Origin of the sequence: Kitasatospora sp. NPDC059646, assembly GCF_042734615.1 — a bacterium.
Classification (GTDB): Bacteria; Actinomycetota; Actinomycetes; order Streptomycetales; family Streptomycetaceae; genus Kitasatospora.
The window spans coordinates 23,227-35,656 of record NZ_JBHWDS010000074.1; the positions used below are offsets into that span (position 1 = coordinate 23,227).

Genomic DNA, 12,430 nt, shown 5'->3' on the forward strand with positions numbered 1-12,430 from the left:
GCTTTATGGCTATCGGCAGTCGGCCGGGCCTCCAGCGCCCGGCGCACCGCAACGCCCGCCCAGGAGGCCCGCGATGAACAGCACCCTCGGCACCACCCGCTACCTCGACGTCACCGGCGGCCGGATCGCCTACGACGACACGCCCGGAGCCGGCGTCCCGGTGGTCCTGCTGCCCGGCATGCTCGACAAGCGCGCCGTCTACCGGCACCTCGCGCCGCTGCTGAGCGCCGCCGGGCACCGGGTGATCACCATGGACCTGCGCGGGCTGGGCGAGTCCTCCACCGGCTTCACCGACTACAGCCCGGCCGCGATCGCCGACGACCTGGTCGCCCTGCTGGCCCACCTCGACCTGCACGGCGCCGTCCTGGTCGGCAACTCCTACACCGGGGCCACCGTGGTCCGCGCGGCCGGGCTCGCCCCGGAGCGCACCGGCGGCATCGTGCTGATCGACGCCTTCATCGAGAACCTCCCGCTGAACGCCTTCCAGAAGGCGGTGTTCGCGGCGGCCGGCCCGCTGGTGGCCCGCTTCCCGGGCCTGTGGGGCGCGATGCAGAAGTTCTACTACCCGACCGAACGGCCCGCCGACTTCGACGCCTACCGGGCCGGCCTCGCCGACATGCTGCGCGAGCCCGCCCGCCGGGCCGCAGTGCGCGGCTACCTCGCGGGCGACTCCGCGCCGGTCGGCTGGTGCGCGGCCGTCGACACCCCGGCCCTGGTGCTGATGGGCTCCAAGGACCCCGACTTCCCGAACCCCGAGCTGATCGCCGACCGGCAGGCCGCCGCGCTGCGCGGCCGTAAGGTGATGATCGAGAACGGCGGCCACTACCCGATGGCCGGCCACCCGCAGGCGGTCGCCGACGCCCTGCTCCCCTTCCTGAACGAGGTCGCCCGCTGATGGCTCGCGCCGGACTCTCCCCCACCGCGGTGGTCGACCACGCCCTCGACCTGATCGACGCCCAGGGGGCCGGGACGCTCACCCTGGCCGCCGTCGCCGCCCGGGCCGGGGTCGCCACCCCCTCGCTGTACAAGCACGTCGCCGGCGGCCTGCCGGAGCTGCGCCGCCTGGTCGCCGTCCGCACCGTCGACGAGCTCACCGACCACCTCTCCGCGGCGGTCCTCGGCCACTCCCGGGACGGCGCGGTCGCCGCACTGCTCGCCGCGTACGCCGACTACGCCGTCCGGTTCCCGCGGCGCTACGCCGCGCTGCCGCAGGCGCCCGACCCGGACCCGGAGCTGACGGCGGCCGGCGAGCGGCTGGTGAACGTGCTGTTCGCGGTGGTGCGCGGATACGGCCTGGAGGGCTCCGAGGCGGTGCACGCCGCACGGACGCTGCGCGCGACGGCCCACGGATTCGCCTCGTTGACCACGGCGGGGGCGTTCCAGCTCGCCGAGGACCGGAACGTGACGCTGGAGCGGCTGACCCGGGTGCTGGTGGACGGCCTGGCCGACTGGCCGGGTGCGCGCGGGGCGTGACCTGAGGGGGGCCTGCCGCGTTCTACCCGGTATGAAGAAGCGCAGCCTGCTCGCCTTTGCCTCGCTCGCCGTCGGCGTGGTCGCCTCGCTCACCGCGCCGAGTGCGCACGCCGCCCACGAGGACGCGGGCGGCACCGCCCCGCACACCGACACGCTCTCCGCCCCGGACCGGCCGCTCGCCGAGAACGTCCAGGAGGACGGCTCGCCGGCCTGACAACGGCGCCCGCCTGCGCACCCCTCCCGCCGCGCGCCCCTCCTCACCGTTTCGCAACCTGTCCCCCACCGTTCCGTCACCACCGGTGCGTAACACTGTCCTCCGGTCGGGAAGTCATACCGCGTAGAGACCTTCCACGGGTGTGACCGACAAGCACGGAGGACAGCACAATGCCGCAGGCGACGCAGCACATCCGGCCCGGCACGGGGCTGATCCCCGCCCCCCGGACCGCCCCCGACGGAGCCCTTGCGATCCCGCGGGCCGACGCGCCGCAGCCGGAGGGCTGGGGGGCGGCGCTGGCGCGCTGCTTCACCGTGGCCCGGAGCCTGCGTTCGCTGCGGCCGGTGCCGGCGAAGCAGCCACAGCCGTACGGCGAGGTCGACGGCCAGTAGCGGCGGGCCGCGGCGCGGGCGGCGACCTCCCCGCGCGAAGCGCCACTGACGGCGACGAAGGTGACGGAGCGTGAGTTCCGGTGGGGCGACGCGGCGTTGCCTCCGCCCCACCGGGCCGCTGCCCATGCGGACGTCCGGCTCCGCCGGTTCTGTCCAGTATTGACGCGCTCTGAACAGCAATGCTTCGATCAGTTCATACGTCAGTAGGAATACCACCCTAGAATTCGCGCGTGACGACCACTCAATGGTGCTTGGCAGCAGCCGCATTGCTCGCTCTTCTCGCTCTCGCGGCCACCGCTCGGTCCCGCGCCGTCACCCGCACCCTGCGCGGCCGGCTGGCCGACGCCGAGGGCGAGCTGGCCGGCCTCCGCGACCGGCTGGCCGCCGAACTGGCGGACCGTCAGGCGGGTGCCGAGACGGCGCTGCGCGAGCAGGAGATGAACGCGGCCACCCGCCGCGCCTTCCTCAGCGTGGCCCGCCGCATCCTGGTGATGGCCCACGATCAGCAGGCCGGCCTGGACGAGATGGAACGCACCCACGACGACCCGGTGCTGCTCGAAGGACTGCTGAGGGCCGACCACGCGGCCGCCCAGCAGGCCCGCCTCGCGCAGACCCTGGCCGTGCTGTGCGGCTCCCGGGCCGGTCGGCACTGGCCGGAGCCGGTCGCGCTGGAGGACGTGGTGCGCGGCGCCCAGTCGCGCATCCTGCCGTTCCAGCGGGTGGTCGTGAACAGCCGGGTGGACACCGCCGTCCTCGGCGCGGCCGCGGAGGCGCTGATCCACGCGGTGGCCGAACTGCTGGACAACGCGACCCGCTACTCGCCGCCCAGCTCCCAGGTCTACGTCACGCTGATGCCGGTCCACAACGGCGCGGTCATCGAGATCGACGACTGCGGCGTCGGCATGACCGAGGTGACGGTCGCCAAGGCGAGCGCCGCCCTGGCCGGCGGCGGCTCGCTGGAGGTGTCCCGGATCGGCGAGGTCCCGCAGCTGGGCCTGGCCGCGGTCGGCCGGCTCGCCGAGCAGTACGGCTTCCGGGTCACCATCAACTCCGCGCCCTCGCCGTACGGCGGTGTGCGGGTGGTCGTCCTGCTGCCGTCCGCGCTGCTCACCGACTCGCTGCCGGGGCCCGCGAGCAGCACCCCGCGCACCGAGCCGGTGGCCGTCCGGTCGGCGTCGGCGTCGGCGGCCCCCCGGCCGTCCGTCGCCGCGGACGCCGGCCGGCCGGCCGTCCCCCCGCAGGGCGGCACCCTGCCGCGGCGGGTCAACCGCCGGGGCAGCGCCCCGCAGCAGACCGGGTCCCGGGCCCCGGAGCAGCCCGCGCCGCCGCCGCGCTGTGCGCGCGAGGCGCAGACGTTCATGTCGCTGTTCCAGGCCGGGACCGCCAGCGGCCGTTCGGCCGCCCAGCAGGACCGGCGGCCCGAGCAGGGCCGCCACGACGCATTCCCCGCTTCCCCTCAACTTCCCCAGCGCTCGGGAGACTTCCATGACCACAACCCCTGACCTCGGCTGGCTGCTGACCGACATCGTCACCGTCCCTGAGGTCCAGCACGCCGTCGTGGTGTCCAACGACGGCCTGGAGATGGGCCGCAGCCCGAAGATCGGCCGGGACGACGCCGAGCGGCTGGCCGCCGCCTGCTCCGGGCTGCAGTCGCTGTCCCGGGGTGTGGCGCAGGGCTTCGGCGACGGGCCGACCCGGCAGATCATCATCGAGTTCGGCGGCGGGTACCTGTTCGTGGTCGCCGCCGGCGCCGGGACTCACCTGGCGGTGCTGGCCACCGAGGCGGTGGACGCGGGCCTGGTGGCCTATCAGATGCAGACGCTGGTCGAGCGGATCGGCAGCCACCTGACCGCCGCACCGCGGCAGGAGCACGCCACCGCCGGGGACCTGCGGTGAGGCGGGGGCCGGTTCGGCCTTACGTGATCACCGGTGGGCGCAGCCGGGCCAGCCGCAACGTGCTGGAGTTCGAGAGCCTGGTGCGGACCGTGCCGGGGGCCGCGGTCGATCCGACGGCCTTGAACCGCGAGCAGCAGGCGATCCTGGCGCTGTGCCGGGAACTGCTGTCGATAGCCGAGGTGGCCGCCCACCTCGGCCTGCCGATCAGTGTGCTGAAGGTGCTGGTCGGCGATCTCTTGGACCTCGGGGCCGTTCAGGTCCTGCCGCCGGTGCGGCAGGCCGAGCAGGTCCCGCTCTCACTGCTCGAGGAGGTGCTGGTTGGCCTCCGTCAGCTCCGTTGAGCCGACCTATCTGCCGTCCACCGTCCAGGGTGCGGTCAAGATCCTGGTCACCGGCCCGTTCGGGGTCGGCAAGACCACACTGGTCGGTGCGCTGAGCGAGATCGCTCCGCTGCGCACCGAGGAGACCATGACCACCGCCGGCGCCGGGGTGGACGACCTGACGGGCCGTCCGGAGAAGACCACCACCACGGTGGCGCTGGACTTCGGCCGGATCACCCTGAACCAGCACCTGGCACTGTACCTGTTCGGCACGCCCGGCCAGCAGCGGTTCTGGCCGCTGTGGGAGGACCTGTCGCGCGGCGCGCTCGGCGCGATCGCGCTGGTGGACTCGCGCCGGATCGAGGAGTGCTTCGACGTCCTCGGCCTGCTGGAGGAGCAGGGCATCCCGTTCGTGGTGGCGGTCAACGTCTTCCCCGACACCCCCGACTACCCGGACGAGGAGCTGCGGGCCGCCCTGGACCTGCTGCCCGGGGTGCCGATCCTGTCCTGCGACGTCCGCGACCCGGACGCCGCGCACCAGTTGCTGATCGCCTTCGTCGACCACCTGCGGGCCGCCGCCGAGGAGCTGACGTGACCGTTCCCGACCACCGGGAGGCCACCGGCTGCCCGTACACCCGTGCGCAGGGCTCCCCGCTGTACGGGGCGGCGGTCGCCGAGAACCCGCACAGCCTGTACGCCCGGCTGCGCGCCCAGCACGGGCCGGTGGCGCCGATCGAGCTGGAGCCCGGGGTGGAGGCCTGGCTGGTCCTGGGCTACCCGGAGATGCTCGAACTGACCCGCAACGAGCAGCTGTTCTCGAAGGACTCGCGGCGCTGGCGGGTGCAGCGGGAGGGCCGGCTGAGCGCCGACTCGCACCTGATCCCGATGACCACCTGGCGCCCCACCCTGCAGAGCATGGACGGCGCCGCCCACCAGCGGCTGAGCAGCGCCGTCGCGGACACCCTGGCGAAGATCGACCACCACCGGCTCCGGGCGACCACCGAGGACGCCGCGCTCCGGCTGATCGGGAGCTGGGGCCCGGACGGCACCGCCGACCTGGTCAGCCAGTTCACCAAGCGGCTGCCGCTGCTGGTGTTCACCCGGCTGCTCGGCCTGCCGGCCGAGGACGGCCCGCACCTGGTCGGCCTGATCACCGACCTGGTCGACAGCAGCAAGGACTCGCAGCGCGCCGCCGCCGAGTTCTTCGGCCTGCTCACCGACCTGGTGCTGAGCCGCCGCGAGCGGCCGGGCGCCGACCTGGCGTCCTGGCTGATCACCCACCCCGTCGGGCTCAGCGACGAGGAGGTGGTGCACCACCTGATGGTGATCCTGGTGGCGGGCAACGAGCCCTGCATCAACTGGATCGGCAACACCGTCCGGCTGCTGCTCACCGACCGGCGCTTCCGCACCACCCTGACCGGCGGTCGGGCGACCGTCGCGGACGCCCTCGACGAGGTGCTGTGGCGCGACCCGCCGGTGCAGAACTTCCCCGGCCGGTGGGCGGTGTCGGACACCGTGCTGGGCGGCCAGTACATCAGCGAGGGCGACATGCTGGTGCTCGGCCTGGCCGGTGCCAACGACGACCCGGCGGCGCACGGCCCGGACGGCATCGCGGGCAACCGGGCGCACCTCGCCTGGGGCGCGGGCCGGCACGTCTGCCCCGCCCAGGACCCGGCCCGGGTGATCGTCGAGACCGCGATCGAGACCCTGCTGCACTGCCTGCCGGACCTTCAGCTGGCGGTACCGGCGCACGAGTTGAGGTGGCGTCCGTCGCCGTGGTCGCGCGCCCTGGTCAGCCTGCCGGTGCTGTACAGCGCCTTCGTCCCGCCCCGCCCCGCTTCGCCCGAGGAGACCGCATGGACACCACCGCCGACCAGCTCCAGCCCGTCGGGCTCGACCCCGTCGGGTCCGATCAGCACGCCGAGAACCGGCGGCTCCGCGCCAACGGTCCGGCCACGCTGGTGGAGCTCCCTGGCGGGGTGGTGGTCTGGGCGATAACCCACCACGACACCCTGCAGGAGCTGCTCGCGGACCCGCGGGTCGCCAAGAACGCCAAGCACTGGAACCTGTACCAGGAGGGCCGGCTCCCCGAGGGCTGGCCGCTGATGACCTTCATCACCGTGCCCGGCATGACCACCTCGGACGGCGCCGACCACCGCCGGCTGCGCGGCCTCGTCTCGCAGGCGCTCACCCCGCGCCGGATCGCCGAACTGGCCCCCGCCATCGAGCAGCGCGTCGCCCGCCTGCTGGACGGGGTGGCCGCCCTGGACGGCGACTTCGACCTGCGCACCCACTTCGCCTACCCGCTGCCGATGCAGGTGATCGGCGAACTCCTCGGCCTGGCCGAGGAGCAGCAGGACCTGCTGCACGAGCTGTCCAACACCCTGGTCAGCTCCTCCGCGACGCCCGGCGCGGGGGCCACCGCCGCCCTCAACCTGGGCGGGCTGCTGGCCCGGGTCACCGCCGCGAAGCGGGTCGAGCCGGCGGACGACCTGACCACCGCGCTGATCGCCGCCCGCGAGGAGCAGGACCGGCTCAGCGAGGAGGAGCTCATCGGCATCCTGATGCAGCTCGTCGTGGCCGGCCACGAGACCACCCTCAACCTGATCTGCAACGCGGTGCGCGCCCTGCTCGCCCACCCCGACCAGCTGGCGCTGGTGCTGAACGGCGAGGTCCCCTGGTCGGCGGTGGTCGAGGAGACGCTGCGCTACGACGGCCCGGTCGGCCAGTTCCCGATGCGCTACGCCCTGGAGGACATCCGGGTCGGCGACGTGCTGATCCGCCGCGGCGAGGCGATGCTCGCCTCCTACGCCGCCGCCGGACGCGACGACCGCCACTACGCCGACGCGGACCGCTTCGACCTGACCCGCACCGGCAACCGGCACCTGTCGCTCGGGCACGGGCCGCACTTCTGCATCGGCTCGTCGCTGGCCCGGCTGGAGGCCGAGACGGCGCTGCGCGAGCTGTTCACCCGCTTCCCGGGCCTGCGTCTCGCGGACGGGGCGGATCCGAGGCCGATCGCCTCGTTCGTCAGCAACAGCGTCAGCACGCTGATGGTGCGCACCTCCTGATCCCCGCTCGGGTCGCCGCCTCCGCCGGGTCAATGCACGTGACCGGGCGGGGGCGGTTCTCGTTGCACCTGCCATGAAGAAGCTCACTGCACTCGGCGCCCTCTCCCTGACCGGGCTCGCCCTCGCCGCGGCCCCCGCGAGCGCCACTCCGATCGTCCAGACCGGCAGTCTCTCCCAGGCCCACGGCGTGGAGACCGGCTACCACGGCGAGATGCCCTCCAGCGCGGAGCTGTGCCACCGCGACCTCGCCCAGTACCCGGTCGTCGGCCCGCTCGCGGACGAGGCGACGGGCACCTGCGAGGCGCTCGGAGCGACGCTCGACGGCAAGTAGGCGGAGCGCCACCCCGCTCCCCCCGTTTTCGCACCCCCACCCGATATCGTGCCAAATGTCCGTTTCTTCTCCGGCATGAGGTGATCCCGTGGGCAGCGTGGCCGACCAGATGGTGGAAGTGCTCCAGCAGGCGGGGGTCGAGCGGGTCTACGGGGTGGTGGGGGACAGCCTCAACCCGGTGGTGGACGCGATCCGGCGGGCCGAGGGGATCTCCTGGGTGCACGTCAGGAACGAGGAGGCGGGGGCGTTCGCGGCGGCGGCGGAGGCCGAGCTGACGGGGCGGTTGGCGGTGTGCGCGGGCAGTTGCGGTCCGGGCAACACGCACCTGATCCAGGGGCTGTACGACGCCCACCGCAGCGGCGTCCCGGTGCTGGCGCTGGCGTCGCACATCCCGTCGGCGCAGATCGGCACCGGGTTCTTCCAGGAGACGCACCCGGAGCGGGTGTTCACCGACTGCAGCGGCTGGTGCGAACTGCTGTCGAACCCGGCGCAGTTGCCGCGGCTGCTGCGGGTGGGGATCCAGCACGCGCTGGGCGCCCGCGGCGTCTCGGTGCTGGTCTTCCCGGGCGACGTCGCGGCGTTGAGCGCCCCGTCGCCGACCGGCCGGTCGACGTTCCTGACCGAGCAGGCGGTGGCCGCACCGCCGTGGTCGCAGGTGCAGGCGCTCGCCGAGGCGCTCAACGCGGCGCGGACGGTGACCGTCTTCGCGGGCGCGGGGGTGCGGGGGGCGCACGAGGAGGTGATGAAGCTCGCGGGCGTGCTGCAGGCGCCCGTCGGGCATTCGCTGCGCGGCAAGGAGTGGATCCAGTACGACAACCCGTACGACGTCGGGATGAGCGGGCTGCTGGGCTACGGCGCGTGCCACGAGGCGCTGCACGAGGCCGAGTTGGTGCTGCTGCTGGGCACCGACTTCCCGTACGACTCGTTCCTGCCGCAGGCCCGCACGGTGCAGGTGGACCACGACGCGACCAGGCTGGGCCGGCGCACGGCGCTGGAGCTGGCGGTGCACGGGGACGTGGCGGCGACCCTGCGGGCGGTGCTGCCGCTGCTGGAGCAGAAGACCGACCGGTCGTTCCTGGACGGCCTGCTGACCCGGCACTACCGGGCGCTGGAGACGGTGGTGGGGGCGTACACCAAGGGGATCGAGAAGCACCGGCCGATCCACCCGGAGTACGTGGCGTCGGTGCTGGACGAGGTGGCCGCGGAGGATGCGGTGTTCACCGTGGACACCGGCATGTGCAACGTCTGGGCGGCCCGCTACCTGACCCCGAACGGGCGGCGGCGGGTGATCGGCTCGTTCCTGCACGGCTCGATGGCGAACGCGCTGCCGCACGCGATCGGCGCCCAACTGGCTTTTCCGGGGCGGCAGGTGGTGTCGATGTCGGGGGACGGCGGGCTGGGCATGCTGCTGGGCGAGCTGCTGACGGTGGCGAAGCACCGGCTGCCGGTGAAGACGGTGGTGTTCAACAACGGGGCGCTCGGCATGATCAAGCTGGAGATGCTGGTCTCCGGCTATCCGGAGTGGGAGATCGACAACGGGGACGTGGACTACGCGGCGATCGCCCGGGCCTGCGGGATCCCGGCGAAGCGGGTGACCGATCCGGCGAAGGTCCGGGAGGTGCTGGCCGACGCGCTGGACCGCCCCGGCCCGGCCCTGGTGGACGTGGTGACCGATCCGAACGCGCTGTCCATTCCGCCGCGCATCACCGCCGGCCAGCTCAAGGGCTTCGCGCTGGCGGCCGGGCGGACGGTGCTGACCGGCGGCGTCGGCAAGATGGTCGATCTGGCCCGGTCGAACCTGCGCAACGTGCCCCGGCCCTGAGCTTTTGCCTGTGGGGCAAGTTTGTTGCCCGTGAGGCACGAAGGGTGTGGACTGGAGCCATGACAGACAGTCCGTTCGGCGACGACCAGGAGGTCGCGGGCCTCGGCGCGCGGCTCCGGGAGCAGCGGATCTCCAGCAGGCTCACGCTGGAGGCCGCGGCGGCCCGGGTCGGCCTGTCCCCAGCCTACTTGTCGCGCTTGGAGACCGGGAGGCGGCAGCCGTCGCTGCCGGTGCTGCTCGGCCTGGCCCGGGCGTACGGGACCAGCGTGTCCGGGCTGCTCGGCGAGCAGGCGGCCGAGCCGGATCCGGTGATCCGCGGCGGCGTGGTCGAACCGGGCCGGGCCGGCGGCTGGGGGTACCGGCGGGCCGGTGCGCCGGGCCGTGCCATGCAGGCCCTGCGGGTGCACGTCCCGCCGGGTTCGCAGGACGCCGTGGTGCGGGTGCACCCCGGCGAGGAGTGGCTGTACGTCACCAAGGGCCGGATGAAGCTCACCCTGGGGGACCGGGTGCACCTGCTCGACGAGGGCGACTCCGCGCATTTCGACTCGCTGACCCCGCACTGCATCGCCGCGGACTCCGGGGCCGGTCTCGACCTGATCTTCGTCCACACCCTGCTGCAGAGCCCGGCCGGCGACCTGTGCCTCGGCGACGCCCCGCGCCTGTAGCCCCCGAACCCGTCCGCCACCACCGTCAGGAGACCGCCATGGCCGACACCGCCAAACCCGCCGCCCACCCTGCCGTCCCGCAGTACAAGGAGACCGTCGACGCGGGCTACCGCGCCTCCAACCGGGTGTGGATCCGGGTGTGGATCTACATCGTGTCGGGCCACGGCTTCGTGGGCTTCCTGTTCCTGCTGTTCTACGTCGGCCGGCACGGCCACTGACGGCCCGTCAGGCCCCGAGCAGGGCGCAGAGCGCGTCCAGGGCGGCCTCGAAGGCGTGGTCGGGCGGCGTGCCGTAGCCGATCACCAGGGCCGGGGGCCGGTCCGGCGGCCGGGTCGCGCCGTCGGCCCGGCTCCAGCCCAGGGTGTGCAGCCGCAGGCCCGAACGGAGCGCGCGGGACCGGAGTTCCTCCTCCCCCGGGGAGCCCTCGGGCAGTTCCAGGACGGCGTGCAGGCCCGCGCTGATCCCCGTCACCCGCACCTGCGGGGCGCGTGCGGCGAGCACCTCGACCAGCCGGTCGCGGCGGCGCCGCAGCAGTTGGCGGCTGCGCCGGATGTGCCGGTCGTAGCCGCCGGAGTCGATCAGTTCGGCGAGGGTCAGCTGTTCCAGGGCGCCGCTCTGCCCGTCCGCGAGCTGCTTGTGCCGCGTCACCGGCTCCACCAGGGCGGCCGGCAGCGCGAGCCAGCCCAGCCGCACGCCCGGGGCCAGCGACTTGGACGCGGTGCCCGCGTACACCACCCGGTCCGGGTCGAGCGCCTGCATCGCCCCGATCGCGTGCCGGTCGTAGCGGAACTCGCCGTCGTAGTCGTCCTCCAGCAGGTAGCCGCCGACCTGCCGCGCCCAGTCCACCGCCGCCGCCCGCCGGGCGGCCCGCAGCGGCATCCCGAGCGGGAACTGGTGGGCGGGCGTCAGCAGCGCCAACCCGGCGTCCGTACGGGCGAGTTCGGACGTCACCGCGCCGCCCTCGTCGAGCGGCAGCGGGCGCATCGCCAGTCCCTGCGCGGCGATCACCCGGTGCTGCGGCGGCAGCCCGTACGCCTCCACCGCGACCGCCCCGAGGCCCTGCTCGCGCAGCGCCGCGCAGACCAGGCCGAGGCCCTGCTGCACACCGGTGCAGATCAGCAGCCGCTCCGGGTCGGTGCGCACCCCGCGGGCCCGGGCCAGGTAGCCGGCCAGCGCCCGGCGCAGTTCGATCCGGCCGCGCGGGTCGCCGTACCCGAAGGCGTCGTGCGGGGCGGTCGCCAGTGCCCGGCGGGCCGCGGCGAGCCAGGCGCCGCGCGGGAACCGGCTCAGGTCGGGCGAGCCCGGCTTCAGGTCGTGGCGCACCGGCGGGGACGGCCGCAGGCCCGGCGGCGGATCGGCCGGCGCGGGCTGCGGGCCGCGCTCCGCGACCACCGTCCCCGAGCCCTGACGGGACATCAGCCAGCCCTCGGCGACCAGCTGGGTGTACGCCTCGGCGACGGTGTTGCGGGCGATCCCGAGGTCCGCGGCCAGCGCCCGGGACGACGGCAGGCGGGTGCCGGAGGCGAGGCGTCCGTCGCGCACGGCGGTCCGCAGCGCGTCCTCCAGGGCCGCGCGCAGGCCGAGGCCGCCGGCGCGTCCCGCGTCCAGGTCGAGGTGCAGATCGCCGCCGAAAGTGGCCCAGGAACTCATCCTTCAAATGAACCACACCGCCGGGCCAACTCCCGCCTAGCGTGGTCCTCATGACCGACGACAGCACTGTTCCCGCCCCTGCCCAGCGGCTGGCCCCGGCCCGCGTCGCCCCCGAGTTCCACCGCGCCCTGCTCGGCCTGTCCCGCACCGCGCAGGCCGGTCTGGCGGACCCGGTGGTCGCCGAACTGGTCAACTTCCGCGCCTCCCAGCTCAACGGCTGCGCGTACTGCCTCGACGCGCACGCGCGGGACGCCCGCGCGAAGGGCGAGGCCGAGCACCGGCTGCACGCGCTGTCGGCCTGGCGCGAGACGCCCTTCTTCACCGCGCGCGAACGCGCCGCGCTGGCGCTCACCGAGGCCGTCACGCTGGTCGCCGACACGCACGTCCCCGACGCGGCCTACGACGACGCCGCGAAGCACTTCTCGGAGACCGAGCTCGCCCACCTGATCGGCCTGATCGCCGCGATCAACGCGCTCAACCGGGTGGGCGTCGCCACCCGGATGTCCCCGGCGCCGCGGTGACGCGCACGGATGCGAGGACCCGCGCGGAGCGGGAGGCGCCCGCCGCCCGGGCCGCGCGCACGCGCGGGTCGTCGC

At 74.1% G+C, this 12,430-nt stretch carries 15 protein-coding genes; 14 read left to right on the top strand and 1 reads right to left on the bottom strand.

Features of this window, described 5'->3' with window-relative positions:
- The first annotated feature begins 73 nt into the window (after positions 1-73).
- The 13 genes from ACFV1L_RS33725 to ACFV1L_RS33785 all read left to right on the top strand — a co-directional run bounded on the left by ACFV1L_RS33725 (position 74) and on the right by ACFV1L_RS33785 (position 10,402).
- Positions 74-895, top strand: coding sequence for an alpha/beta fold hydrolase (locus tag ACFV1L_RS33725; protein WP_380373422.1), 822 nt, complete (start codon positions 74-76; stop codon positions 893-895).
- On the top strand, positions 895-1,473 hold the full coding sequence (locus ACFV1L_RS33730; RefSeq protein ID WP_380373425.1) for a TetR-like C-terminal domain-containing protein: 579 nt from the start codon (positions 895-897) through the stop codon (positions 1,471-1,473). Before ACFV1L_RS33725 ends, ACFV1L_RS33730 begins: the two co-directional genes overlap by 1 nt.
- Positions 1,474-1,504: 31 nt before the next feature.
- A complete protein-coding gene (locus ACFV1L_RS33735) occupies positions 1,505-1,687 on the top strand; it encodes a hypothetical protein (protein WP_380373427.1) in 183 nt (60 codons plus the stop codon).
- Positions 1,688-1,857: 170 nt separating this feature from the next.
- Entirely contained in the window at positions 1,858-2,079 is a 222-nt protein-coding gene (locus tag ACFV1L_RS33740) for a hypothetical protein (RefSeq protein ID WP_380373430.1), read from the top strand.
- A 230-nt stretch (positions 2,080-2,309) separates the two neighbouring features.
- Positions 2,310-3,581 carry an ATP-binding protein gene (locus ACFV1L_RS33745; protein WP_380373432.1) on the top strand — a complete coding sequence of 424 codons (1,272 nt, stop codon included), beginning with the start codon at positions 2,310-2,312 and terminating at the stop codon, positions 3,579-3,581.
- Positions 3,565-3,975, top strand: a complete 411-nt coding sequence (locus ACFV1L_RS33750) for a roadblock/LC7 domain-containing protein (protein WP_380373434.1) — start codon at positions 3,565-3,567, stop codon at positions 3,973-3,975. Before ACFV1L_RS33745 ends, ACFV1L_RS33750 begins: the two co-directional genes overlap by 17 nt.
- Before the next feature lie 23 nt (positions 3,976-3,998).
- Complete coding sequence (locus tag ACFV1L_RS33755; RefSeq protein WP_244305374.1) at positions 3,999-4,316, top strand: DUF742 domain-containing protein; 318 nt, start codon at positions 3,999-4,001, stop codon at positions 4,314-4,316.
- Positions 4,294-4,890 carry an ATP/GTP-binding protein gene (locus ACFV1L_RS33760; protein ID WP_380373437.1) on the top strand — a complete coding sequence of 199 codons (597 nt, stop codon included), beginning with the start codon at positions 4,294-4,296 and terminating at the stop codon, positions 4,888-4,890. The genes ACFV1L_RS33755 and ACFV1L_RS33760 overlap by 23 nt, the downstream gene beginning before the upstream one ends.
- A gap of 1,261 nt (positions 4,891-6,151) precedes the next feature.
- Entirely contained in the window at positions 6,152-7,366 is a 1,215-nt protein-coding gene (locus tag ACFV1L_RS33765) for a cytochrome P450 (RefSeq protein WP_380373439.1), read from the top strand.
- Between the two features lie 73 nt (positions 7,367-7,439).
- Complete coding sequence (locus tag ACFV1L_RS33770) at positions 7,440-7,697, top strand: hypothetical protein (protein WP_380373441.1); 258 nt, start codon at positions 7,440-7,442, stop codon at positions 7,695-7,697.
- Positions 7,698-7,806: 109 nt separating this feature from the next.
- Positions 7,807-9,519, top strand: coding sequence for a pyruvate dehydrogenase (locus ACFV1L_RS33775; RefSeq protein ID WP_380373456.1), 1,713 nt, complete (start codon positions 7,807-7,809; stop codon positions 9,517-9,519).
- A 59-nt stretch (positions 9,520-9,578) separates the two neighbouring features.
- A complete protein-coding gene (locus ACFV1L_RS33780; protein ID WP_380373444.1) occupies positions 9,579-10,184 on the top strand; it encodes a helix-turn-helix domain-containing protein in 606 nt (201 codons plus the stop codon).
- 38 nt (positions 10,185-10,222) lie between these two features.
- Positions 10,223-10,402: a DUF6126 family protein gene (locus tag ACFV1L_RS33785; RefSeq protein WP_380373446.1), complete on the top strand. Its 180-nt coding sequence runs from the start codon at positions 10,223-10,225 to the stop codon at positions 10,400-10,402.
- A 7-nt stretch (positions 10,403-10,409) separates the two neighbouring features.
- Here ACFV1L_RS33785 and ACFV1L_RS33790 read toward each other — a convergent pair whose 3' ends face one another.
- Positions 10,410-11,834: a PLP-dependent aminotransferase family protein gene (locus tag ACFV1L_RS33790; protein WP_380373449.1), complete on the bottom strand. Its 1,425-nt coding sequence runs from the start codon at positions 11,832-11,834 to the stop codon at positions 10,410-10,412.
- Between the two features lie 50 nt (positions 11,835-11,884).
- Here ACFV1L_RS33790 and ACFV1L_RS33795 point away from each other — a divergent pair, with 50 nt between their 5' ends.
- Positions 11,885-12,355 (top strand): carboxymuconolactone decarboxylase family protein, encoded by a 471-nt coding sequence (locus ACFV1L_RS33795; RefSeq protein WP_380373451.1) that lies wholly within the window; start codon positions 11,885-11,887, stop codon positions 12,353-12,355.
- Positions 12,356-12,430 lie beyond the last annotated feature (75 nt).